Origin of the sequence: Roseovarius sp., from assembly GCF_027019125.1 — a bacterium.
In the GTDB taxonomy this organism is placed as follows: Bacteria; Pseudomonadota; Alphaproteobacteria; order Rhodobacterales; family Rhodobacteraceae; genus Roseovarius.
In genome coordinates this window covers 69917-93139 of the sequence record NZ_JALUXE010000032.1, presented here as the reverse complement: position 1 = coordinate 93139, position 23223 = coordinate 69917, and the positions used below count along the sequence as shown (strand labels likewise).

Annotated in this window: 25 protein-coding genes; 17 read left to right on the top strand and 8 right to left on the bottom strand. The window is 65.1% G+C overall.

What is annotated here, in order from left to right; translation table 11 throughout:
- Positions 1–126 precede the first annotated feature (126 nt).
- On the top strand, positions 127–1368 hold the full coding sequence (locus MVC20_RS15580) for a glycosyltransferase (RefSeq protein WP_297543019.1): 1242 nt from the start codon (positions 127–129) through the stop codon (positions 1366–1368).
- Here MVC20_RS15580 and MVC20_RS15575 read toward each other — a convergent pair.
- On the bottom strand, positions 1329–1781 hold the full coding sequence (locus MVC20_RS15575) for a helix-turn-helix domain-containing protein (RefSeq protein WP_297543017.1): 453 nt from the start codon (positions 1779–1781) through the stop codon (positions 1329–1331). The two genes, MVC20_RS15580 and MVC20_RS15575, sit on opposite strands and share 40 nt — an antisense overlap.
- A 74-nt stretch (positions 1782–1855) precedes the next feature.
- On the opposite strand from MVC20_RS15575, the gene MVC20_RS15570 reads away from it, so the two are divergent.
- The gene (locus MVC20_RS15570; protein WP_297543015.1) at positions 1856–2494 is read left to right on the top strand and encodes a cation transporter; all 639 of its coding nucleotides are present in this window, start codon (positions 1856–1858) and stop codon (positions 2492–2494) included.
- Here MVC20_RS15570 and MVC20_RS15565 read toward each other — a convergent pair.
- Positions 2475–2978 (bottom strand): DUF3576 domain-containing protein, encoded by a 504-nt coding sequence (locus MVC20_RS15565; RefSeq protein WP_297543013.1) that lies wholly within the window; start codon positions 2976–2978, stop codon positions 2475–2477. The two genes, MVC20_RS15570 and MVC20_RS15565, sit on opposite strands and share 20 nt — an antisense overlap.
- Positions 2979–3091: 113 nt before the next feature.
- Between MVC20_RS15565 and MVC20_RS15560 the strand changes: the two genes are divergently transcribed.
- Positions 3092–3745, top strand: coding sequence for a YggS family pyridoxal phosphate-dependent enzyme (locus MVC20_RS15560; protein ID WP_297543011.1), 654 nt, complete (start codon positions 3092–3094; stop codon positions 3743–3745).
- A gap of 80 nt (positions 3746–3825) precedes the next feature.
- On the top strand, positions 3826–4215 hold the full coding sequence (locus MVC20_RS15555) for a hypothetical protein (protein WP_297543009.1): 390 nt from the start codon (positions 3826–3828) through the stop codon (positions 4213–4215).
- A gap of 3 nt (positions 4216–4218) precedes the next feature.
- On the opposite strand, the gene MVC20_RS15550 is transcribed toward MVC20_RS15555, so the two are convergent.
- Positions 4219–4719, bottom strand: coding sequence for a L,D-transpeptidase family protein (locus MVC20_RS15550; RefSeq protein WP_297543008.1), 501 nt, complete (start codon positions 4717–4719; stop codon positions 4219–4221).
- Positions 4720–4885: 166 nt separating this feature from the next.
- Here MVC20_RS15550 and MVC20_RS15545 point away from each other — a divergent pair, with 166 nt between their 5' ends.
- Positions 4886–7765 carry a calcium-binding protein gene (locus tag MVC20_RS15545; RefSeq protein ID WP_297543006.1) on the top strand — a complete coding sequence of 960 codons (2880 nt, stop codon included), beginning with the start codon at positions 4886–4888 and terminating at the stop codon, positions 7763–7765.
- Positions 7766–7817: 52 nt separating this feature from the next.
- On the opposite strand, the gene MVC20_RS15540 is transcribed toward MVC20_RS15545, so the two are convergent.
- Positions 7818–8630, bottom strand: a complete 813-nt coding sequence (locus MVC20_RS15540; protein WP_297543004.1) for an alpha/beta hydrolase — start codon at positions 8628–8630, stop codon at positions 7818–7820.
- Between the two features lie 4 nt (positions 8631–8634).
- Positions 8635–9234 (bottom strand): 2-hydroxychromene-2-carboxylate isomerase, encoded by a 600-nt coding sequence (locus MVC20_RS15535; RefSeq protein ID WP_297543002.1) that lies wholly within the window; start codon positions 9232–9234, stop codon positions 8635–8637.
- 102 nt (positions 9235–9336) lie between these two features.
- Between MVC20_RS15535 and MVC20_RS15530 the strand changes: the two genes are divergently transcribed.
- Positions 9337–10353 carry a ribose-phosphate pyrophosphokinase gene (locus MVC20_RS15530; RefSeq protein ID WP_297543000.1) on the top strand — a complete coding sequence of 339 codons (1017 nt, stop codon included), beginning with the start codon at positions 9337–9339 and terminating at the stop codon, positions 10351–10353.
- Between the two features lie 33 nt (positions 10354–10386).
- Entirely contained in the window at positions 10387–11289 is a 903-nt protein-coding gene (locus MVC20_RS15525; RefSeq protein WP_297543077.1) for an EamA family transporter, read from the top strand.
- A gap of 210 nt (positions 11290–11499) precedes the next feature.
- Here MVC20_RS15525 and MVC20_RS15520 read toward each other — a convergent pair whose 3' ends face one another.
- Complete coding sequence (locus MVC20_RS15520) at positions 11500–12192, bottom strand: NUDIX hydrolase (protein ID WP_297542998.1); 693 nt, start codon at positions 12190–12192, stop codon at positions 11500–11502.
- 21 nt (positions 12193–12213) lie between these two features.
- Complete coding sequence (locus MVC20_RS15515; protein ID WP_297542996.1) at positions 12214–12603, bottom strand: DUF983 domain-containing protein; 390 nt, start codon at positions 12601–12603, stop codon at positions 12214–12216.
- A 221-nt stretch (positions 12604–12824) separates the two neighbouring features.
- Between MVC20_RS15515 and MVC20_RS15510 the strand changes: the two genes are divergently transcribed.
- From MVC20_RS15510 to MVC20_RS15495, 4 genes are all read left to right on the top strand, one after another.
- A complete protein-coding gene (locus MVC20_RS15510) occupies positions 12825–13316 on the top strand; it encodes an EF-hand domain-containing protein (RefSeq protein WP_297542994.1) in 492 nt (163 codons plus the stop codon).
- 74 nt (positions 13317–13390) lie between these two features.
- The gene (locus MVC20_RS15505) at positions 13391–13984 is read left to right on the top strand and encodes an RNA polymerase sigma factor (protein WP_297542992.1); all 594 of its coding nucleotides are present in this window, start codon (positions 13391–13393) and stop codon (positions 13982–13984) included.
- Complete coding sequence (locus MVC20_RS15500) at positions 13968–14330, top strand: hypothetical protein (protein WP_297542990.1); 363 nt, start codon at positions 13968–13970, stop codon at positions 14328–14330. Before MVC20_RS15505 ends, MVC20_RS15500 begins: the two co-directional genes overlap by 17 nt.
- Positions 14330–14833 carry a periplasmic heavy metal sensor gene (locus tag MVC20_RS15495; protein ID WP_297542988.1) on the top strand — a complete coding sequence of 168 codons (504 nt, stop codon included), beginning with the start codon at positions 14330–14332 and terminating at the stop codon, positions 14831–14833. The genes MVC20_RS15500 and MVC20_RS15495 overlap by 1 nt, the downstream gene beginning before the upstream one ends.
- Positions 14834–14839: 6 nt before the next feature.
- Here MVC20_RS15495 and MVC20_RS15490 read toward each other — a convergent pair whose 3' ends face one another.
- A complete protein-coding gene (locus tag MVC20_RS15490) occupies positions 14840–15787 on the bottom strand; it encodes a GlxA family transcriptional regulator (protein ID WP_297542986.1) in 948 nt (315 codons plus the stop codon).
- Between the two features lie 78 nt (positions 15788–15865).
- On the opposite strand from MVC20_RS15490, the gene MVC20_RS15485 reads away from it, so the two are divergent.
- The 6 genes from MVC20_RS15485 (at position 15866) to MVC20_RS15460 (ending at position 23211) form a co-directional block, all read left to right on the top strand.
- Positions 15866–16780, top strand: a complete 915-nt coding sequence (locus MVC20_RS15485; RefSeq protein WP_297542984.1) for a 3-keto-5-aminohexanoate cleavage protein — start codon at positions 15866–15868, stop codon at positions 16778–16780.
- Positions 16777–17538, top strand: a complete 762-nt coding sequence (locus MVC20_RS15480) for an SDR family oxidoreductase (protein WP_297542982.1) — start codon at positions 16777–16779, stop codon at positions 17536–17538. Before MVC20_RS15485 ends, MVC20_RS15480 begins: the two co-directional genes overlap by 4 nt.
- Complete coding sequence (locus MVC20_RS15475) at positions 17538–18947, top strand: carnitine 3-dehydrogenase (protein WP_297542980.1); 1410 nt, start codon at positions 17538–17540, stop codon at positions 18945–18947. The genes MVC20_RS15480 and MVC20_RS15475 overlap by 1 nt, the downstream gene beginning before the upstream one ends.
- Before the next feature lies 1 nt (position 18948).
- Positions 18949–20109 (top strand): acyl-CoA dehydrogenase family protein, encoded by a 1161-nt coding sequence (locus MVC20_RS15470; RefSeq protein ID WP_297542978.1) that lies wholly within the window; start codon positions 18949–18951, stop codon positions 20107–20109.
- A gap of 271 nt (positions 20110–20380) precedes the next feature.
- Positions 20381–22429: an acetate--CoA ligase family protein gene (locus MVC20_RS15465; RefSeq protein ID WP_297542975.1), complete on the top strand. Its 2049-nt coding sequence runs from the start codon at positions 20381–20383 to the stop codon at positions 22427–22429.
- Positions 22426–23211 (top strand): carnitinyl-CoA dehydratase, encoded by a 786-nt coding sequence (locus tag MVC20_RS15460; RefSeq protein ID WP_297542973.1) that lies wholly within the window; start codon positions 22426–22428, stop codon positions 23209–23211. Before MVC20_RS15465 ends, MVC20_RS15460 begins: the two co-directional genes overlap by 4 nt.
- Positions 23212–23223: the final 12 nt, after the last annotated feature.

The following is a 23223-nucleotide window of genomic DNA, read 5'->3' as shown; positions in this document are numbered from 1 at the left end:
GTTGTTGCAGGCGGTGATAGGCGGTTGGGCCGCGCGGGTCCAGTGGGCGCGCGCAAAAATGCAAGGGGTTTGCGCGGGCAGAGCACCCGATTATAACCGCACCTGACCTCTGACATTCGGACTTCCATGAAAATCCTTTTCATCCATCAGAATTTCCCCGGCCAGTACAAACATCTGGCGCCGCTTCTGGCACGTCAGGGGCATCAGTGCGTCGCCCTGACCCTGCGGGTCAAGGAGGCGACGAAATGGCAGGGCGTGCAGGTCATCCCCTATGCCCTGCCCAAGCGCGACGCGCAGAGCCTGCATCCATGGCTGGTCGATCTCGACACCAAGGTCACGCGTGGCGAAGCGTGCTGGCGCGCGGCGGTGGCCCTGCGCGATCAGGGCTATACGCCCGATCTTATCCTTGCGCATCCGGGATGGGGCGAATCGCTCTTCCTGCGCGATGTCTGGCCCAATGCGAAACTCGGCCTCTATTGCGAGCTGTATCACCTCGCAGGTTATCCGCATCTCAACTTCGATCCCGAATTCGCGGCCAAGAACACCGAGGCCGAAACGCTGCGCATCCGGATGAAGAACATCAACAACCATCTTCACTTCGAGGCCGGACATGCAGGGATCAGCCCGACCCGCTTTCAGGCCGATACCTTTCCCAGCCCGTTCCGCGACCGGATCACGGTCAGCCACGATGGCATCGACACGATTCAGGCCGCCCCCCTGCCCGATGTGCGCCTGACCATCGACGGCCTGTGCGATGTAACCCGTGCGGATGAGGTGATCACCTTCGTCAACCGCAACCTCGAGCCGTATCGCGGCTATCACGTCTTCATGCGTGCCTTGCCGCGCCTCTTGCGCGAGCGTCCCAATGCCACGGTCCTGATCGTGGGCGGGGACGAGGTAAGCTATGGCGCCCGCCCGCCCCGGGGGCAGACATGGAAGCAGATTTTCATCGACGAGGTGCGCGGTCAGATTTCGGATGCCGATTGGGCGCGGGTACGGTTCCTCGGGCGCATTCCCTATGATCAATTCCTGCGCCTCTTGCAGGTCAGCCGGGTGCATGTTTACCTGACCTACCCCTTTGTCCTCAGTTGGTCGCTGATGGAGGCGATGTCCTGCGAGGCGGCGATTGTCGCGGGCGATACCGAACCTGTGCGCGAGGTCATCACCCAAGGCGAAACCGGGCGGCTCGTGGATTTCTTCGACCGCACGGCCCTTGTGGACGAGATTTGCGCGCTGTTGGAGGATGAGGGCGAGCGGGTACGACTGGGCCGAAACGCCCGCGACCTGATCCGCGCGCACTATGACCTGCGCAGCATCTGCCTGCCGCGTCAGCTCACTTGGGTCGAGGACTTGGCCTCGATCGGGTGATCCTGCGTACAGAGGTCATGATCCGCCAGCGAGGCCAGCACATAACAATCACGCGCGGCCCCATCGCCGGTGCACCCCTCCGCGATGCGCGCCAACTCGGATTCGAGCGCGCGCAGCCGGCGGATCTTCTCCCGCACGGCCCCAAGCTGGTCTTGTGCGATTCGGGTGGCGCTCGTGCAGGCGCGGTCGGGATGATCCTGCAACTCGATCAGCGCGGCAATCGCCTCGAGCGAAAAACCCAGATCGCGGGCGTGACGGATAAACCCCAGCCGCTCCAGCTCTGCGCGCCCATAGCGGCGCTGATTGCCCGCGCTGCGCAGCGGGGCCGCAAGCAGGCCACGGGATTCGTAGTAGCGGATGGTTGGCACCTTGACGCCCGTGCGCACGGCCAGGTCGCCAATCGAGAGAAACATCGCAAAACCCTCTTGAACCTCTAGTGACTAGAGAGATTACATTGCCTCTGACGCAAATGCAAAGGAGGTGCGGCATGGCGGGATGTTGTGGCCATGAGGCCCGGTTCGACGGGCTTTCAGACGCCTACAAACGGCGGCTGTGGATGGTGATCGCCATCAATGCGGTCATGTTCGCGGTGGAAATGATCGCCGGCCAGACCGCACAATCGCAGGCGCTCAAGGCCGACGCCCTGGATTTTCTCGGCGATGCGCTGACTTATGGGCTCTCGCTTGCCGTGATCGGTGCCAGCCTCCGCGTGCGCGCCACGGCGGCGCTTTTCAAGGGGCTCAGCCTCATGGCGATGGGGCTTTGGGTGCTGGGCAGCACGGTCTACCGGGTGTTCTATCTGGGCCTGCCCGAGGCCGGGATCATGGGGGCCATCGGGGTTCTGGCGCTGGGTGCCAATGTGGCGAGCGTGCTTTTGCTCATGCGCTACAAGGATGGCGATGCCAATGTCCGCTCGGTCTGGCTCTGTTCACGCAACGATGCCATCGGCAATGTCGCGGTGATGCTCGCTGCACTTGCGGTCTGGGGCACGGGCACGGGCTGGCCCGATGTGATCGTGGCAGGCCTCATGGCCGCACTTTTCGTCAATTCGTCGCAGCAGATCATCCGACAGGCGTTGCAAGAGCGCCGCCAGCCGAATGCGCGCCTCAGAACTTCGCCGCGTTGATCCGCAATTGCCGCGCGCGGTTGAGGATCGCATCCTCGACGGCGCGCTCGGTGGCGGCATCGACCGGGCCACCCCGGGTCTGCAACGCGACATTGAGCGCCCGCGCGTCCAGCGCCGGATCGCTGATCAGAATCGTCGCGCGATAGGCCTGTCCGCCGCCCGGCGGCGTGCCATAGCCTGTTGAAATCACGCCGGTAAAGGGGTCGGCCGCCTCGATCGGCAGGAAGTCCAGAACCTGAAGCGACGCCGTCCAGAGAAAGCGATTGACCTTGACCGTGTCCTTGGCCCCGCGAAACGCATCGAGGATCGAGCCATCGTCCGCCGAGGACTGCCGCTCGCGCCCCCCCTTGACGCGCATCGCCTCTTCATCGAGCGTGGCGTTCTTGAAACCGCCGCACCCGCTCAGAAGCACGAGGCAGGCCGCCGTCAGGCCGAGGATCTTGAAACGCGAAGGGGTCATGGCACCGTCCGGGATTGTTTCCATCCCTACTATCCAAGGCGGGGCCAAGGGGCAAGCCGTTTGACGGTCTGTCGCGCACTTGTGCCGGGTGCGGCCCCTGTGGCATGCAAGAGCCAAGGCAATGAAAGAGGACGGTCATGGGTCTGAGCGAAATCAGGGCACGGATGGACAAGGCCTGCGCCGCCGCAGGGCGCGCTCCGGGGGATGTGGAATTGATCGCCGTCTCCAAGGTGCAGCCAGAGGACCGCGTCGCCAGCGTTCTCGACCAGGGACACCGGATCTTTGGCGAGAACCGCGTGCAAGAGGCGGCCGGCCGCTGGCCCGCCTTTCAAGAGTGCTATTCCGGCATCATCCTGCACCTCATCGGCCCCCTGCAGAGCAACAAGGCCCGACAGGCAATGGAGATGTTTCAGGCCATCCATTCCGTCGACCGCCCCAAGATCGCGCAGGCCATCGCGCGCCTGGCACAGGAAATGGGGCACTGTCCCGACCTCTTCGTGCAGGTCAACACCGGCGAAGAGCCGCAAAAGGCAGGCGTTTTGCCCGGCGATGTGGACGGCTTCGTGGCGGAATGCCACGCGCTCGATCTGCCGATCAAGGGGCTGATGTGCATCCCCCCGGTCGAAGAGGAACCCTCCTTGCATTTCGCACTTCTGGCGAAAATGGCGGCGCGCAACGGGCTTTCGGGCCTCTCCATGGGCATGAGCGGCGATTTCGAGCGCGCGATTGCCCAAGGTGCCACGCATGTCCGCGTGGGCTCGGCCATTTTTGGCGAACGCGATTACGGCTAAGACAAGGGCATTGGAAATTTGCCAGACCGGACAAGTTCGTCTAGCATTTCAGATAGTCATTCATCTGGAGTGAAATTCCCATGCGCCTTTTTTCCCTCTCCCTTGCCGCGCTCGCGCTGTCCGCAACCACGGCCGCCGCAGAATTCACGATTTCCTTTGAGTGGGGCAACATTCCATCCTGCAACTCGGGCAGACCCAATACCGTCGGCAGCCCCGCCTTTGTTCTGCGCGGCGTTCCCGCAGGAACCACGTGGATCGAATTCAGGCTCAAGGATCGCAACGCGCCCAATTACAACCATGGCGGCGGCCGCCTGAAGATCGGAAGTGACGGAAAATTACCGTTCGGCGCCTTCAAATACAAAAGCCCCTGCCCCCCGGGGGGTGTACATACCTATGACTGGACCGCCACGGCGCGCGCCGACAAAAAGGTTCTGGCCCGCGCCACCGCGACGCGTAAATATCCTGAATAGGTCTCAGCGCGGCGGCACAATCAACCGCGCACCATATGTGATCTCACGCGCGATGCGCAGCAGATGGTCAGGGCGCAGCCCGATACAACCGGCCGTGGGATAGCCCGGCCGCCGCCAGCGGTGAACAAAGATGCACGATCCGCGCCCCCGCACCGCCTGCGGCCAGTTCCAATCGGTGATCAGCACCAGATCATAGAGCGGATCGGCGCGGCGCAACACCTCGTGGCTATGCGGATAGGGCGCGCGCACCATCAGGTTGTAATTCTCATCGCCCGCGTCATCCGACCACAGATCACCGGGCCGGATCGGCACCGCCCAATCTGCGGGTCGCGCCATGCGGTCCGGTCGATACAAGAGGCCGACGATGCGATGCTCGCCCTCCGGCGTCGCCCCATCCCCCTCGCGCTTGCGCGCCGACACGCCGCCACGCCCCAAGGTGCAGGGATAGCGCCGCCCGCGAAACCGCAGGCCAAGAGGGGTAAGAACCATATCGTCGGGCGTCATGCCTTCTTTTGCCCGATCCCGTTTCGCAGGCAAAGCAGGAAGTGAAGAACCTTGCCTTCTTCTTGGTGCAAATACTCAAAATTTCTCCCCTTCCCCATACCACCGCAGAGAGTGGCAAGACGCGCCCCCCGCCTCTATATTGGGGCAAAGACAGGGGGAACGAACCGTGCGACATCTGATTGGCCTCATCGGGGCGCTTGTCATCATGGGCGCTCTGGGCACTGGCCCGGCGCAGGCCGATCGCGCGGCGCTCTCGGTGCATGTCTTTGGCAATTCGCTGGTGCATCACCTCAGCGACGATCCGGCCACCAATGTGCCCCATTGGCTGGCGCGTCTGGCGCGAGCGGGCGGGCGCGATCTGGCGCTCACCGGGCAATGGGGATTCTTGCGGGATTTCGCGGCGCAGGGCGTGGCACCCAACTGGTCCTTCGAGGGCGTGAGCGCGCGACGCGGCGCCGCCGATACCGTGCTGATCACACCCGCGAATTTCATTCAATATCAATCGCCTGATGCAGCCTTCGAGGGCGACAATCCCACCAATGCCAGCCCGGTGTCGGTGACACTCGACGTGATCGACCGTGCACTGGCGGAGTGGCCCGGCGCGCGCATCGTGATTTACGAAGGCTGGCCCGACATGGGCAGCTTTAGCCGGGGCTTCCCCCCCTCGAACCGCAACCTGCGGCGCTGGTATGGCTATGCGCTCAGCGATTATCACGACTGGTTCCGCGCCTATGTATCGGCGTTGCAGGCCGCGCGGCCGGATGTCGAGATCACGCTTTTGCCGGTGTCCTCCGTGCTCTCAGGCCTGCAAACCGGCCTTTTGGAGGAAATCCCCGTCGAGGCGCTCTATTCCGATGACGCGCCGCACGGCACGGCCACGCAGTATTTTCTGGCCGCCCTCGTCACCTATACCGCGCTATTCGAGGGTCCGGCCCCGGCGGGGTTCGATCTGCCCGAAACCCTGCACCCGCTGGTGCGCGACCTCTACCCGCGCCTGACCGAGGAAATCGCCCAGGCCCTTGGCCTGCGCGACGCGGCGGCGGCGCCGCCCCCCGCGCAAGAGGCCAGCGCAGAGGCCATGACGCCCCCCGGCGCAGGCCTCGCAAACCCCAGCCTCGGCATGGGGCTGAACGGCATCGCGGACTGGTCGAGCCAGCATCCTTTCGTGGATGTGATGAAGACCGCACGCCCCTGGGTCGGCCATACCGCCGCTCAATGGGGCGCGTTTTCGACCGAGGCGCTTCTGGCGGGCGGCTATCTCGACGAATACGGCTGGCCGCTCGCGCTGCCCGACGGGGCCAAGGCGCTGGAGGCGTTCATCCTGACGGACCAGCCCGAGGGGGCCACCCATCTGAGGGGCCGCTATGTGCTGCGCTACACCGGCACCGGCGTGATCCGGGTGGTGGGGCGCGCCGACAATGTCCGCTATGACTATGGCAAACGCGAGGTGCGCTTCGATGTGACGCCGGGCGATGGCCCGGTGGCGCTTAGCCTATTGGAAACCGATCCCGCCGATCCGCTACGCAACATTACGGTGGTGCGCGAGGATCAATTGGCGCTGCATGAGCTTGGCGTGGTCTTCAACCCGCTCTGGATCGACAAGGTGGCGGACCTGCGCGTGATCCGCTTCATGGACTGGATGTTCACCAATGGCGCGCCGCAGGTCACTTGGCAGGATCGCCCCCTACCGCAGGATGCCACCTATGTCTGGCGCGGCGTGCCGGTCGAGGTGATGGCGGATCTCGCCAACCAGATCGGGGCCGACCCTTGGGTGAACATGCCGCATATGGCCGATGACGGATACATCCGCGCCTTTGCCACCTATATGCGCGACCATCTGGACCCCGCCCTCAAGGCGCATGTGGAATATTCCAACGAGCTGTGGAATTTCATGTTTCCCCAGACCGCTTGGGTCCGCGATCAGGCGCTGGCGCTCTGGGGCGATGACGCGGGCGACGACGCCTGGATGCAGTTCGCGGGCCTGCGCGCGGCGCAAATGGCCGACATCTGGCGCGCGGAGTTCGCGGGGCAGGAAAACCGCTTGCAGATCGTTGTGGGCACCCATACCGGCTGGCCGGGGCTGGAAGAGCCGCTGTTGATGGCCCCTCTTGCGCTTGAGCACGGGCACCTGACCGCGCCTCCGGTCGATCGCTTTGATGCCTATGCCGTCACCGGCTATTTCGGCTACGAACTGGGCGGCGAGGATCAGCAAGACACCGTCTTGGGCTGGATCGCCACGAGCGCAGCCATCGCCCGCGCCAAGGCGGCCGAGACCGGCGCGGACCCTGATACCTATCTTGCGGCGGATCGCCATGATCTGGCCTATGATCTGGCCGCCGAGGCGCTGCGACAGGGCTCTTTGGGCGACTTGCTGCGCGACACCCTGCCCTATCACGCCGGTGTGGCCGCCCGGAACGGCCTGCGGCTGGTGATGTATGAGGGCGGCACGCATGTGGTGGGTCAGGGCGCTGCGGTCGAGAATGACGCGCTGACAGAGTTCTTTGTGGGCTTCAACTACAGCCCGCAAATGGGCGCGCTCTATGACGAATTGCTGGAGGGGTGGACAGCGGCAGGCGGCACGCTCTTCAACGCGTTCGTCGATGTGGCTGCCCCTTCGAAATGGGGCAGTTGGGGCGCGCTCAGGCATCTCGACGACACGACCCCCCGCTGGGCCGCGCTGATGCGCGCAAATGCGGTGGCGCCCCAGTGGGATACCGAGCGGCCAACGGATGCGTTCCTGCAGGGCGTGACGCGCACCGCCGGGCCGCAGGGCACGCGCCTTGAAGGGACGACCAAGGCTGATATCCTCTTGGGCGGTGCCGGCGATGATACCTTCTTGGGTCACGGTGGCGCTGACCGCATACACGGTGGCGCAGGCCGCGATCTGGCAATCCTGCCGGGGGGGCGGGACGCATACGGGATCGGGCGCGAGGGCGCGCGGGTGATCCTTGAGGGACCGCAAGGCGCGGTCGTGCTGGTCGATGTCGAAGCGGTCGAATTCGCCGATGCGCCGGGTCAGGCTGTGGCGCTCAGTGATTTGATCTAGCCACAGCGCGGCACAGGGCGCGGAGCGCCGCCGCGCGATTCAATGCCAGGTGTCAATCCTGCATCTCCCCAAGAAATCCCCGAATCTCCTTTGCAACCACCCGCGCGTGGCTGATCGGCCCCATGTGCCCCGCGCCCTGCACCACCACGCGCAGCACCTCTGGGAGGCGCGCCGCCAGACCCGCATTGATCGCGGCAATGATCGCGGGGGACTCGCTCCCTTCCAGCAATACCACCGGCACGCCAATCCGCGCCAAGGCACCACTCGCCAACATCCCGCCCGAATCGCCATAGAGCGCATCCGTTGCGGCCTCGATCAACGGCATCTGCGCCGCCATCGCCGCGCGCGCCACTTCGGGCAACGCCGTCCATCCCCGCCGGTCGCCCCAGACGCGGGTGAAGCCTTCGGCGGCCCGCATGAAATCCCCCGCCGCCATGCCCGCCGCATAATCGGCCATCTCGGCCTCGTGTCCTGCGCGTAAACCGGGCTGATCGTGCAGCGCCACGGCAAAGAACACCGGCTCGTACAGGATCAGCGAGCGCACCAGATCTGGGCGCTCCGCCGCCAGACGCAACGCCACCGTCGCCCCGAAGGAATGACCGATCACATCCGTGGGCGTGTCGAGAAAATCCGCCGCCATCGCGGTGCTGACCGCCTGGATTTCGCCCACGCCCGCCCATGCCCCACTCTGCCCATGCCCCGGCAGATCGAACGCCGTCAGCCGCAGCGTGCCGCTCAGTTCGCGCGCCAAAGGCCCCCAGCTGCCACCATGCGACAGCGAGCAGTGAATCGCGAGGGCGCGGCGCGACCCGCTGCCCAACTCTGTCCAATGGGTCGGAAACCCGCCCCTCAGCCCCGCTGGCATGGGATCAGAGTTTGCCCGCCAGATGCAGGTCGAGATCCTCGAGCCGGTCCTGACCCCAGAAGTTCTGACCGCTGTCCACCACGTAGAAGGGCGCGCCAAAGACGCCCGCCGCGACCGCCTCTTCGAGATTGGAGGCATAGGTTTCCGCGCCGCTCAAAAGACCCTTGTCGGCCAGGGAGGGATCGAATCCGGCGCGTTTCAGGCAATCGCGAATGACCTCATCCTCGGCGATGTTGCGCTCTTCGGCCCAGCAGGCGCGCAGGATGGATTGCACCAGCCCCCCCAGATCACCACCCCCTGCCGCCTGCGCGGCGATGATGGCATAGGACGAGGGCGCGGGATTGGTGGGCCAGAAGGCAGGCTTGAGCGTCAGCGCCATGCCGCGCTTCTTGGCCTGACGCGGCAATTCCTGAGCGCGATAGGCGGTGCGCGCCGGATGCCGGTCCGCAGGCGCCGTGCCCCCCGTGCGCGCAAACAGCGCCATGATGTCGAGCGGTTTGTAGGTTATGCTGGCCCCATGACGTGTCGCTGTCTCCTCCAGTCCCGCGCCCGCCAGATAGGCGTAGGGGGAGAGGGTCGAAAAATAATAGTCGATATGAGCCATTTCGGCACGTTCCCTTGCTGCATCGCTTTGCCTGAGCATGACCACATGCTAAGCGGTGTCAACATCACGAATCTGTCATATTGCACAGCCGGGGACCCCATCATGCCAGCCACATCGCAACCCAAGCTCATTTCGGGCAATGCCAACCTGCCGCTTGCCACGGCAATTGCCCGGCGGATGTCGATGCATCGCGGTGTCAATGTGGGGTTGGTCGATGCCCGGGTCGAACGCTTCAACGATCAGGAAATCTTCGTCGAGGTCTACGAGAATGTGCGCGGCGAGGATATGTTCATCATCCAGCCCACGTCGAACCCGGCCAATGACAACCTGATGGAACTGCTCATCATGGCCGATGCGCTGCGCCGGTCGTCTGCGGCACGCATCACCGCAGTGATCCCCTATTTCGGCTATGCCCGTCAGGATCGCCGGTCCAAGGCACGCACGCCGATTTCCGCGAAACTCGTCGCCAACATGATCGTCGAGGCGGGGGTTGAACGGGTGCTGACCATGGACCTGCACGCCGCGCAGATTCAGGGTTTCTTCGATATTCCGGTGGACAACCTCTACGCCTCTCCGATCTTTGCGCTCGACATCATGACGCAATTCAAGGGCCGGACCGACGATGTGATGATCGTCTCGCCGGATGTGGGCGGCGTGGCACGGGCGCGCGAATTGGCCAAGCGGATCACCGCCCCCCTCTCGATCGTCGACAAGCGGCGCGAAAAGGCGGGCGAAGTGGCGGAAATGACCGTGATCGGCGATGTGACGGACAAGATCTGCATCATCGTGGACGACATGTGCGACACCGCCGGCACCATGTGCAAGGCCGCCGAGGTCCTGATGGAGAACGGCGCACGCGAGGTGCACGCCTATACCACCCACGGAGTCATGTCCGGCCCGGCGGTCGAGCGGATCACGAAATCGGTGCTCAAATCCATGGTCATCACCGACACGATCCTGCCCACCGAGGCGGTGCGCGCAACGCCCAATATCCGCATCATCCCGACGGCACCCGTCTTTGCCCAAGCTATCCTCAACATCTGGAACGGCACCAGCGTGTCATCGCTCTTTGACACGCCGACGCTGGAACCGGTTTACGAGGGCCAGTTTGGCGGCTGACGCGCCTGCGCCCATGCGCGGCGTGTGACCGGCATGGAGCCTTGGATATTTCTCTCGATTGCGGCGGCAGCGTTCCAAACGCTGCGCTTCATGCTGCAAAAACATCTCAGCATGGGCGCACTCAGCGCCGGTGGCGCAACGCTGGCGCGGTTCTTTTACTCCGCACCGTTCGTTGTGGCTCTTTCGTTGGGCTATCTGGCTGCAACCGGCACCGCTTGGCCGGGCTATACGCCGCTCTTCTGGGCCTATGCCGTGGCCGGCGGATTGGCGCAGATCCTTGCGACATGGTGCGTGGTCGCCCTCTTTGCCGAGCGCAATTTCGCGGTGGGCATCACCTTCAAGAAAACCGAAGTGGTGCAGACCGCCCTCGTCGGTCTCGTCATTCTGGGCGACCGGATCACATGGCTGGGCCTTGGTGCCATCGTCCTGGGGCTGATCGGGGTGCTGATCCTGTCAGAAACGCCGGGATTCGAAGGCCGCTGGTGGCGGCGCTTTGGCAATCGCGCGGCGGCACTCGGGCTGGCATCGGGGGCGTTCTTCGCGGTCTCTGCCGTGGGCTATCGCGGCGCCACTCTTGAGATCGCCAGCGCGGACCCGCTCTTGCGCGCCGGTCTTTCGCTGATGATGGTGACGGTGATGCAGGCCGTCGCACTCACGCTCTGGCTGATGTGGCGCGAACCCGGACAGGTCGGGCGTGTCATCGCGGCCCGGCGCACGGCGGTCTGGATGGGCTTGACCGGCATGGCGGGCAGCCTGTGCTGGTTTACCGCCTTCACGCTTCAAAACGCGGCGATGGTGTTCGCAGTGGGACAGGTCGAGGTGATTTTTTCGCTGCTCGCCTCGGTGCTCTTCTTTGGCGAGCGGATTACCCGGCGCGAAGGGTGGGGGATTGCGCTGATCACCCTCTCGGTGATTGCGGTGGTGGCGCTCAGGTGAGGAGCTATGGCCTCTCGCGCTGAGCCGCGCGGGGCCCGACCGCGGGAGGGCGCTCCAACAGAAATGATGGGCAATTTATATCTGCAAAATATTCCGCGCTCTCAATAGGTTGCTACGTTGCAATGGCGCCCGCCCGGGGGGCGGTCGGGCGCCGCGCGGCGGTGCCTGCGGCACCTTGATTCCGCGCAAGGGGGACGCGCCCCCCACCGTTCACCCAGCCGCCGCCCCCTTCAGCCGCAAGAACAGGCTCTCTTCGTCATCATTGCGAAAGAATGGCACCGAGGCGGGCGGAGTGCGGTCATGGGCCCGCGCCGTGACCTCGGCCAGCACCACCTCTGTGATGAACGGCAGGTCAAACCCGCGCGCCTCTTCCAGCGGGATCCATTGCAAATGGCTCAATTCCTCGCAGGCGGCGGAAAAATCGTCGGGGTCCCCGGCCAAAGCCTCGGCATGCACCAGAAAGAACCGCGCATCGAACCGGCGCGGACGCCCCGGCGGGGTGATGGCGCGAAACACGAATTGCAGCGGATCGGCCACCGGCACCAGGCCGCGCGCGGCAAAACCCGCCCAATCGTCGGGAACCGCCCCCGGCCAGGCACCGGGCATGCCCAACGCCAGCCCGGTTTCCTCCCACAGCTCCCGGATGGCCGCTGCGGCAAGCGCATGGCTCAGATCGCGGTCGCAATCCTCGGTCAGGCGCGCAGCACACAGAGGCGGCAGGGAGCGCGCCAGCGGAATATCCGCGTCGCCCGCATCCACCGCCCCACCGGGAAAGACGAATTTATTGGGCATGAAGGCCGCCTCGGCCCCACGCTGCCCCATCAGGACATGCGGGCGCTCAGGGTCGCGCAATACAATTACGGTCGCGGCGTCGCGAATGGCGGTCTTGTCTATCACGGTCATGCTTGCCCCTTTGTGACGGGGCTAGTGGCTCTCTTTGAACCCATGCATCAGCCGCGCCCATTGAAAGGCCACAATGGCCCCCTTCAACCGGGGCAAAAGGTAGAGCGAGAGCGCGATGGTGCCAATAGCAAATATCGTGAAGAGCACCAGAGGCTCGGGCCGAAACTGCACAAACGCAATATGCAGAAGCGGTGCCATCAGATGCCCAACGATCAGAATCGTCAGATAGGCCGGGCCGTCGTCGGCGCGCGCATGGCTCAGGTCTTCGCGGCAGACCGGGCAGGTATCGCGCAGCTTGAGATAGCTGCTCAGAAGCGGACCACTGCCGCAATTCGGGCATTTGCGCGCGAATCCCCGGCGCAGCGCGGGCCAGAGGTCACGTTCAGTGGGAACTATAGTCGTATCGCGCATAAGGGCCTCGCTAAGCGTTTGCGCAAACATGGCGCAAAGGGCAGATAGAGGAAAGGTGACAGACCGTCCTTGCGGCGCGATGTCGCAAAGACGGACTCCTGCCTGCAAATAATTCCGGCCCCCGCGACGGAACGGCCCGACGCCCGCGTTAGAGACCTTGGAAACGCCCGGATGAGTGGGGTTTCACGAGATCAGATCAAACCCCGAAGGAGATCGAGACGATGAACAAGACCGTTCTGATGCTGGGCCTGACAACCGCAATTCTGGCCGGCGGGCTGAGCGTGGCACAGGCCGAAAGCCATATGGGCAAGATGGGCAAGGGCATGGGCATGCACCACAGCTTTGAAGAGCTGGACGCCGATGCCAATGGCAAGATCACGCCCGAAGAAATGAGCGCCCATATGCAGGCGCGGTTCGAAGGGGCCGACACCGATGGCGATGGCGCGCTCTCCAAGGACGAATTGATCGCGCGCATGACGGAACGTCAGGCCGAACGCATGGCCGCCTATGCCGATCACATGATCGAGCGGCATGACGCGAACAAGGATGGCAAGCTCAGCCCCGACGAAATGCAGGCCCGCAACAAGGGCAAGATGTTCGAAATGATGGATGCGGATGGCGATGGCGCGATTTCCAAAGAGGAATTCACGGAAATGCGCGGCAAACATGGCCAGCACCACGGCATGATGAAGGACAAGAAGGCAAGCGAGTGACATCGGGCGGCGCGGGGAACACCCCGCGCCGGGCCTCTGGTCAGGGGCCAGTCTGAAGGATACCCTAGAAGGCAATGCGCATGCCATTCGACGCCACGGAAGATCTGCCTGACGACGCGCTTTTGGCGCGTTTCGCCGATGGCGATGCCGTGGCGGCACGCATCCTCACGCTGCGCCTTACACCGCGCGTGATGGCACATGCCTACCGCCTCTTGGGCAACCGCACCGAGGCCGAGGATGTGGCCCAAGAGGCGCTCTTGCGGCTCTGGCGCCAGGCCCCCGTCTGGCGCGCGGGTGAGGCCAAGGTCAGCACCTGGCTTTACCGCGTGGTGGCCAATCTCTGCATCGACCGGCGCAGGCGCGCGCGCGGCGGCTCCGTGCCCATTGACGCCATCCCCGAACCCGAGGATGGGCAGGCCAGCGCCGCCGAACAGATGCAGGACCGCGCCCGCGCCGACGCGCTGCAATCCGCGCTCGACCAGTTGCCCGAACGGCAGCGGCAAGCGGTGGTTCTGCGCCATATCGAAGGGTTGGCGAACCCCGAAATCGCCGACATCATGGACGTGACCGTCGAGGCGGTCGAAAGTCTGACCTCACGCGGCAAGCGCGCGCTCAGCGCGCTTCTGGCGGGGCGACAAGAGGAGTTGGGATATGCCGATGAGCGATAAGGATCAGGATCTAGACGGGCTTGGCGCGTTCTTTGACGCCGCCCGCGCCCATTCCCCCGCGCCCTCACCGGACTTGCTGGCGCGCGTCCTCAGCGATGCCGAGGCCGAACAGGTCTGGATCACCCGCCGCGCGCAGGCCGCCACGGAGGCGCCGCGCGCCGGACTGCTGGAGCAACTCTATCGTCTATTGGGGGGATGGCCTGCGATGGCGGGGCTGACAACGGCGATCGTGGCAGGCGTCTGGATCGGCACCGCGCTGCCCGAGGGCGTGTCAAGTGGCGCCGAAGCGGCCTATCTGGTCGATATCACACCCGAAGCGGTGTTCGAACTGGCAGGGGATTTTTGATGGCAGAGCAGCAGAACACGGGGCGACCCAACCCTTGGGTGCGGGCACTTCTGGTGGGCTCTCTGGCGCTCAACCTCGCGGTGGCGGGGCTGGCGGCAGGCTGGGTGCTGCGCCATGGCGGCGACCACGCAGGGCATCACCCCTCACGGCTTGATATGGTGGGCGGGCCGCTCACCCGCGCGCTCTCGGACGAGGACCGCCGCGAGATTGGCCGCGCGATGCGCGAAAAGTGGCGGGCGCGCGCAAACACGAGCCCCGGTATCGGGGAAAGTTTCGACGCGCTCGTGGTCGACCTGCGCGCCGTGCCTTTCGACGCGGACCGCGTGGCAGCACAGATGCGCGCGCAACGCGACGGCTTTGCCGCACGGTTCGAGATGGGCCAAGAGGTGCTCTTGACGCATCTTGCCGCCATGTCCGATGCCGACCGAGCCGCTTATGCCGACCGGCTCGAGGCGCAGATCGCCGCCTATCGCGCCAAACGCGAGAAACACATGAAGGACTGACGCGCCTTAGCCGCGCCGTAGGGTGCGCGGCGTGGTGCCATATTGCCGACGCAGCGCCCGGGTCAGCGCCGCAGGCGATTCATAGCCCGAGCGCAGCGCAATTTCCGCCATACCCAGACGCGTATTCTCGACCAGCTTGCGCGCGGCTGCCAATCGCAGATGGCGATACACCGTCCCCGGCGGCGCACCAAGGCCCGCCCGAAACCGCCGATCCAGCGTGCGCGGCTGGCACGACAGCCGCCGCGCCAGATCGCTCAGCGACAGGGGCCGTTCGACATTGTCCCGCATCAGTCCCAACGCCCGCCGCAAGAGCGGATCGCCCACCGCCGCATCCTCGCGCGCCGGGGTCACAGGCGGATCGCCATGCAGGAACAGCGCCTCTACGTCCAGCCGCACCGCCATCCCCAGATGATCGCTGATCAAGCCCAGCGTGAGATCGAGCGCCGACATCGCCCCCGCACAGGTCATCCGCGCCCCGTCACGCAGGACGCGCGCGCGTTCCGGTGTGACCGCCAGAAATCGCTCGGTAAAGGCATCGAGCAGGTCCCAATGCACCGTCGCCCGCCGTCCGTCCAATAGCCCCGCAGAGGCCAGCAGCCAGGGACCGGCATCCAGCCCCACCGTCACCCCCGCCCGCCGCGCCGCGCCCTGCAACGCGCGCCGCGTGGCGGCGCTGTCGTGCCGGTCGTGATCGTAACTCGCCAGCACAAAGAGGTAATCGCAATGGGTCAGCGCCCCCAGCCCGCCATGCGCCAGAACCTCGATTCCGCTGGACGAGCGCGCAGGCCCGCCATCCAGCGTGAGAATCTGCCAGTCGAACCCGCGCCGCGGCCCCAGCGTATTGGCGGCGCGCAACGGCTCCAGACAATTCGCAAGGCACAGGTTCGAGAACCTGTCAAAGAGCAGGAGCGCGATACGCACAGGGGCGCCTGATGATTTTGTCCATTCCGGCATGATTATTGTCTTATACCGCACACTCAATCGATCTGCCAGCGCGCTAGGCTCGGGCCAACACCAAAACCGGAGGATGCCATGCCGCTCACCATGAACCGCGAGGTTTTCATCACCTGTGCCGTTACCGGATCGGGGGCCACGCAGGACAAAAGCCCGCATGTCCCCCGCTCGCCCAAAGAGATCGCCGAGAGCGCGATTGCCGCCGCCAAGGCCGGAGCGGCAATCGTGCATTGCCATGTGCGCGACCCCGAAACCGGCGCGCCGTCGCGCGATCCCAGGCTCTTTCGCGAGTTGACCGACCGCATCCGTGACAGCGACACCGATGTTGTGCTCAACCTGACGGCAGGCATGGGGGGCGACATGATCTTTGGCGATGTCGAATCCCCCCTGCCCCTCTCGCCCAAGGGCACCGATATGGCAGGGGCGACCGAGCGTGTGGCCCATGTTGCCGAATGTCTGCCCGAAATCTGCACGCTCGACTGCGGCACGATGAATTTCGCCGAAGCCGATTACGTGATGACCAATACCCCCGGCATGTTGCAGGCCATGGGCCGGATGATGACAGACCTGGGCGTGAAGCCGGAAATCGAGGCCTTTGACACGGGCCACCTCTGGTACGCCAAGCAACTGGTCAAGGATGGCATTCTGGAACCCGATGCGCTGGTGCAGCTCTGCATGGGCGTGCCGTGGGGGGCTCCCGACGATCTCAACACCTTCATGGCGATGGTCAACAACGTGCCCGAAAACTGGACCTTTTCCGCCTTTTCACTGGGCCGCCACCAGATGCCCTATGTCGCCGCCTCGGTGCTGGCAGGCGGGCATGTGCGCGTGGGGCTCGAGGATAATCTCATGCTCGACCGTGGCGTTCTCGCCACCAATGCGCAACTCGTGGAAAAAGCAAAGGGCATCATCGAGGGCTTGGGCGCGCGCCTCATGACCCCCGCCGAAGTCCGCCAGAAACTGCGCCTCACCAAACGGGCGCCGCGCGGATGAGCCAGCGCATCGTGATCACCGGCGGCGCGTCGGGGATCGGGCAGTGCCTGGCCGAACGCTTTGCCGCGCGCGGCGACCGGGTGGCGATTTGCGATGCCGATGGCGCGGCGGTGGCGCGGATGCAGGCCGACCACCCCGCCATGATCGCGCATCAGGCCGATGTCACCGATGAGGCGCAGATGTCCGCCTTTCTGGGCGATGTCGAGGCCGCATGGGGCGGGGCCGACGTTCTCTGCGCCAATGCCGGCACCGGCGGCCCCGCAGGCCGGATCGAGGAACTGGACTACGCCGCGTGGCAGGCCTGCGTCGGCGTCAACCTCTTTGGTGCCTTCCTGGCGTGCCGGTGGGCAGCGCGGGTGATGCGGACGCAAGGATCGGGGCTGATCCTGATCACCTCCTCCACCTCCGGCCTGCACGGCGTGCCTTACCGCACGCCCTATGTAGCCGCCAAATGGGGGCTGGTGGGGCTGACCAAGACACTGGCGATGGAGCTTGGCCCGGCGGGCGTGCGCGTCAACGCCATTGCCCCCGGCGCGGTCGAAGGCCCGCGCATGGAACGGGTCGTTGAAATGGAGGCCCGCGCCTCGGGCCGGACCGAGGATGAGGTGCGCAACCTTTATGCGCGCGGCACCAGCCTGCGCACATGGGTCACGGCGGATGATCTGGCGGATATGGCGCTTTTCCTCGCCTCCCCCGCCGCAAGCAAGATAACGGGCCAGATCCTGGCCGTAGACGGACATACGGAGAGCATGGTGTGATGACGAAAACAGCAGCAATCATCGGCGGCGGTGTGATCGGCGGCGGCTGGGCCGCGCGCTTTCTTCTGAACGGCTGGGATGTGCGGGTGTTCGACCCCGATCCCGAGGCCGCGCGCAAAATCGACGCGGTCTTGGCCAACGCCCGCCACGCCCTGCCCATGCTCTATGACGTGGCCCTCCCTCCGGAGGGCAAGCTCAGCTTTCACTCCACCATGTCCGAGACCGTCAAGGGCGCGGACTGGATTCAGGAAAGCGTGCCCGAACGGCTGGAACTCAAGCGCAAGGTCTTTCAGACCCTTCAGGAACATTGCGACCCGGCCGCGATCATCGGCTCCTCCACCTCCGGCTTCAAACCCTCGGAACTGCAGGGCTGCGCGACCCGGCCCGAGCAGATTGTCGTGACGCACCCGTTCAACCCGGTCTATCTCTTGCCGCTGATCGAACTGGTCACGACAGAGAAAAATACCCCCGCCCTCATCGCCCGCGCCAAGGATATTCTCACCTCGCTCGGCCATTTTCCCTTGCATGTGCAAAAGGAAATCGACGCCCACATCGCGGATCGCTTTCTCGAGGCCGTGTGGCGCGAGGCGCTCTGGCTCATCAAGGATGGCATCGCCACGACCGAGGAAATCGACAACGCCATCCGCTACGGCTTTGGCCTGCGGTGGGGGCAGATGGGCCTGTTTGAAACCTACCGCATCGCGGGCGGCGAGGCGGGAATGAAACATTTCATCGACCAGTTCGGTCCCTGCCTCTCCTGGCCCTGGACAAAACTCATGGACGTGCCGGAGCTGACCGAAGAGCTGGCCCAGATGATCGCCGATCAATCCGACGCGCAATCGGGCCATCTGACGATCCGCGAATTGGAACGCAAGCGCGACAACAACCTTGTCGCCATGCTGCGCGCCCTGCGCCAACAGGGCAATGCGGCGGGACGGCTGATCAACGCGCATCAGCAAACGATCAAGACCACCCTCACCGATGGTCCGCCCATCACGAGCGCCCGCCGGGTGATCCCCGCCGACTGGACCGATTACAACGGCCACATGAACGAGGGGCGCTTTGGCCAGCTTTTCAGCGATGCCGCCGATGCGGTGATGACCCATGTCGGGGCCGATGCCGACTATATCGCGGGTGGTCTCAGCTATTTCACCGTCGAGAACACCATCAGCTTTCTGGCCGAGGCCCATGCTGGCGAGCGTGTCCGGGTCGAAACGCGCGTGACCCAAGGCGAAGGAAAGAAACTCCGCTGCTTTCACGAAATGAAACGCGAGAGCGACGGTGCGCTTCTGGCCACTTCCGACCAGTTCATGCTGCATGTCGATCTGCAAACCCGCAAATCCTGCGCTCCGCGCGCCGATGTGCTGGCGCGGGTCGAAGCATTGGCCAAGCTGCACCAGGAGGCGTGAGATGCATTTCGGACTGACCGACGAACAGGAAATGATCGTCTCGACCGTGCGCAGCTTTGTCGAGAATGAAATCTATCCGCATGAAGCCCTCGTCGAGCGCACCGGCGAGGTGCCGCCCGAGGTGGCACAGGCCATCAAGCAGAAAACCATCGACCTTGGATTCTACGCCTGCAACTTTCCTGAATCCGCGGGCGGCGCGGGGCTGAGCCATCTCGAATTCGCCCTTGTCGAGCGCGAACTCGGGCGCGGCTCCATGGCGCTCACGCATTTCTTTGGCCGCCCACAGAATATTCTGATGGCCTGCAAGGGCGAACAGATCGAGCGCTATCTGCACCCTGCCGTGCGCGGCGAGCGGATGGATGCCCTCGCCATGACCGAACCGGGCGCCGGATCGGATGTGCGCGGCATGCAATGCGCGGCGCGACGCGACGGCGGCGATTGGGTGCTGAACGGCACCAAGCATTTCATCTCGGGCGCCGATCATGCCGATTTCGTCATCGTCTTTGTCGCCACCGGCGAGGATCAGACCGACAAGGGCCCGAAAAAGCGCATCACCACCTTCCTCGTGGATCGCGGCACACCCGGCTTCACCATCCGCGACGGCTATAGATCCGTCAGCCACCGGGGCTACAAGAACATGGTGCTGGAATTCGACGACTGCCGCCTGCCCGATGCCCAGGTTCTGGGCGAGGTCGACGGCGGTTTCGCGGTGATGAACGAATGGCTCTATGCCACCCGCATTACCGTGGCCACCATGGCCGTGGGCCGCGCGCGCCGCTGTTTCGACCACGCGCTCAGCTACGCGGCAGAGCGGGAACAATTCGGGCAGGCGATTGGCAAGTTCCAAGGCATCAGCTTTCAACTGGCCGATATGGTCACCGAGATCGACGCCGCCGACCTCTTGACGCTCAACGCCGCGTGGCGGCTCGATCAGGGGCTGCCCGCCAACCGCGAAATCGCCAGCGCCAAGCTCTATGCCTCCGAAATGCTGGCCCGCGTCACCGATGCCACGCTGCAAATCCATGGCGGCATGGGGCTGATGGACGACCTGCCCATCGAGCGCTTCTGGCGCGATGCAAGGGTCGAACGCATCTGGGACGGCACGTCCGAGATCCAACGCCACATCATCAGCCGCGAGATGCTGCGGCCCTTGGGCGCATGAACGGTATCGCCGCCTGCGGCGTCGAACCGGCGGGGGGCGCCGCCCCCCGGACCCCCCGAGGTATTTTAAGCCAGATGAATGAGGCGCACCCCCTGCCCGAAGAGAGCAGGGGGCTTCACCTGGCGCGGTCATCGGCTCCTCAGCCTGTACCGCCGCACCAGCTTGCCGCAGAAACGTTAACCAAACCCTTCATCTGGCCCAAAATACCTCGGGGTGAATGGCCCGCAGGGCCAGAGGGGCAGCGCCCCTTGCCTTTCCAGAGTGCCCGCACATGACCCAAAACCTCTCCCGCCTGCTGCGTCCCGCCTCCATCGCCGTGATCGGCGGCGGCACCTGGTGCGCCAATCTCATCCGGCAATGCGCGGCCATGGGGTTTGCCGGGCCGGTCTGGCCGGTGCATCCCACCAAGCCCGAAATCGGCGGCGCACGCGCCTATTCCACGCTTGCCTCCCTGCCCGGCGTGCCTGATGCGGTCTTTGTCGGCGTCAACCGCGACGCGACGATTGCCACCGTGGCAGAGCTGCGCGCGATGGGCGCAGGTGGGGCGGTCTGCTTTGCCGCAGGCTTTCTCGAGGCCGAGGCAGAGCTGGGCGATGGCGCGGCCATGCAGGCGCGGCTTCTGGAGGCTGCGGGCGATATGCCCATCGTCGGCCCCAACTGCTATGGTTTCGTCAATTATCTCGATGGCGCGCTTCTCTGGCCCGATCAACATGGCGGGCAACGCTGCACGAGCGGTGTGGCGATCCTCACGCAAAGCTCGAACATCGCGATCAACCTCAGCATGCAGGCGCGCGGTCTGCCGATTGCTTACCTCATGACGGCGGGCAATCAGGCCCAGCTTGGCCTTGCGGACCTCGGCCGCGCGCTATTGGACGATCCCCGCGTCACCGCCCTTGGCCTGCATATCGAAGGGGTGGGGGATCTGCGCGCCTTCGAGGCATTGGCCGAGGCCGCGCGCGCGGCTGGCAAGCCCATCGTCGCTCTGAAATCAGGGCGCTCGGATCAGGCGCGCGCCGCCACGCAATCGCACACCGCCTCGCTCGCGGGCAGCGGCGCGGGGGCGGCGGCGCTCTTGGCGCGGCTCGGCATCGCGCAGGTTACCTCTTTGCCTCAGATGCTGGAAACCCTGAAACTCCTGCATTTCGCAGGCCCCCTGCCCGGCAATGCCGTGGTTTCGATTTCGTGCTCGGGCGGCGAGGCCAGCCTGATGGCCGACACAGCCCTTGACCATGCCATTACCCTGCCACCGCTCACCCCCTCTCAGGCCAGCGCCCTGCGCGCCGCACTCGGGCCACGGGTGGCGCTCGCCAACCCGCTCGACTACCACACGTTCATCTGGGGCGACGTGCCCGCCATGACCGCCACCTTTGCTGCCGCGCTGGAGGGCCCCGCCGACATCGGTGTGATGATCGCTGATTTTCCGCGCCCCGACCGCTGCGATCCCGCCGCTTGGGACTGCATATTCGAGGCCGGCGCAGAAGCGCGACGCCGGGTGGGCAAGCCGCTCGCGCTCATCGCGACCCTGCCGGATTGCCTGTCCGAGGCTATGGCAGAGCGCGCCATCGCAAGCGGTTTGATCCCTCTGGCCGGGCTGGATGACGGTCTCACCGCCATCGCCCATGCCGCATGGCTGGGACAGGCGCGCGCCACACCGGCCCCCCTGCTCCTGCCGGGAACCCCCACGCAGCCCCACACCCTGACCGAGGCCGAGGCCAAGGCCGCGCTCGCCGCCCATGGTCTGCGCATCCCGCAAGCCCGCCGCGCCGCCTCTGCTGCCGAACTCTCGGAAATCCTCACCGCCATGCCCCTCCCGCTGGTCATCAAGGCCGAAGGGCTGGCGCACAAGACCGAAGCCGGCGGCGTGCTCTTCCTCCGCGAGGTCGGGGAGATCCCCGAGGCGCTGGCCAAGGCGGTCGCCATGCCTTGTCAAAGCTGGCTGATCGAAGAGATGGTTGCAGACCCCGTCGCCGAACTCTTGATCGGCGTGCTGCGCGACCCGGCGCATGGGTTCGTGCTGACGCTGGGCGCGGGTGGCACACTGACGGAGATCCTGCGCGATACCACCTGCCTGCTCTTGCCCGTCACGGAACCCGAGATTGACAGGGCCCTGAACCACCTGCGCCTTGCGCCGCTGCTTCATGGCTATCGCGGCCAGCCAGCGGCAGACCGCGCCGCGATACTGCGGGCCGTCATGGCCGTGCAGGACTATGTCATCACCCATGCCGCCTGTCTGGAAGAGGTGGAAATCAACCCGCTCCTCTGCACCGCGTCGGACGCGGTCGCGGTGGATGCGCTCATCACAAAGGGAGAGAGACCATGACCGACACCCCCATTCGCATCGAACGCAATGGTGCCGTGCTCGAGGTGACACTGGACCGCCCCCGCGCCAATGCCATCGACGCCGCCACCAGCCGCATCATGGGCGAGGTATTCCGCGACTTTCGCGACGATCCCGCCCTGCGCGTGGCGATCCTGACCGGCGCGGGCGAGAAATTCTTTTGCCCCGGCTGGGATCTCAAATCCGCCGCCGAAGGCGAGGCGCCCGATAGCGATTACGGCGTCGGCGGCTTTGGCGGGCTGCAAGAGTTGCGCGGGCTGAACAAGCCGGTGATTGCGGCCATCAACGGCATTGCCTGCGGCGGCGGGCTGGAACTGGCGCTGTCGGCAGACATCATACTGGCCGCCGAACATGCCACCTTTGCCCTGCCCGAAATCCGCTCGGGCACCGTGGCCGATGCCGCCAGTATCAAGCTGCCCAAGCGCATCCCCTATCACATCGCGATGGAGCTTTTGATCACGGGCCGCTGGTTCGATGCAAAAGAGGCCGCGCATTGGGGGCTGGTCAATCATATCCACCCCGCCGATCGCTTGATGGCCGAAGCGCGCGCCATGGCCCAGACCATCGCCAGCGGCCCGCCGCTTGTCTATGCCGCGATCAAGGAAATCGTGCGCGAAGCCGAGGCGATGCGCTTTCAGGATGCGATGAACCGCATCACCCGGCGACAGTTCGAGACGGTGGATATCCTCTATGCCTCAGAGGATCAGAAAGAGGGCGCGCGCGCCTTTGCCGAAAAACGCGATCCGGTCTGGAAGGGGCGCTGAGGGCGGGTGTCT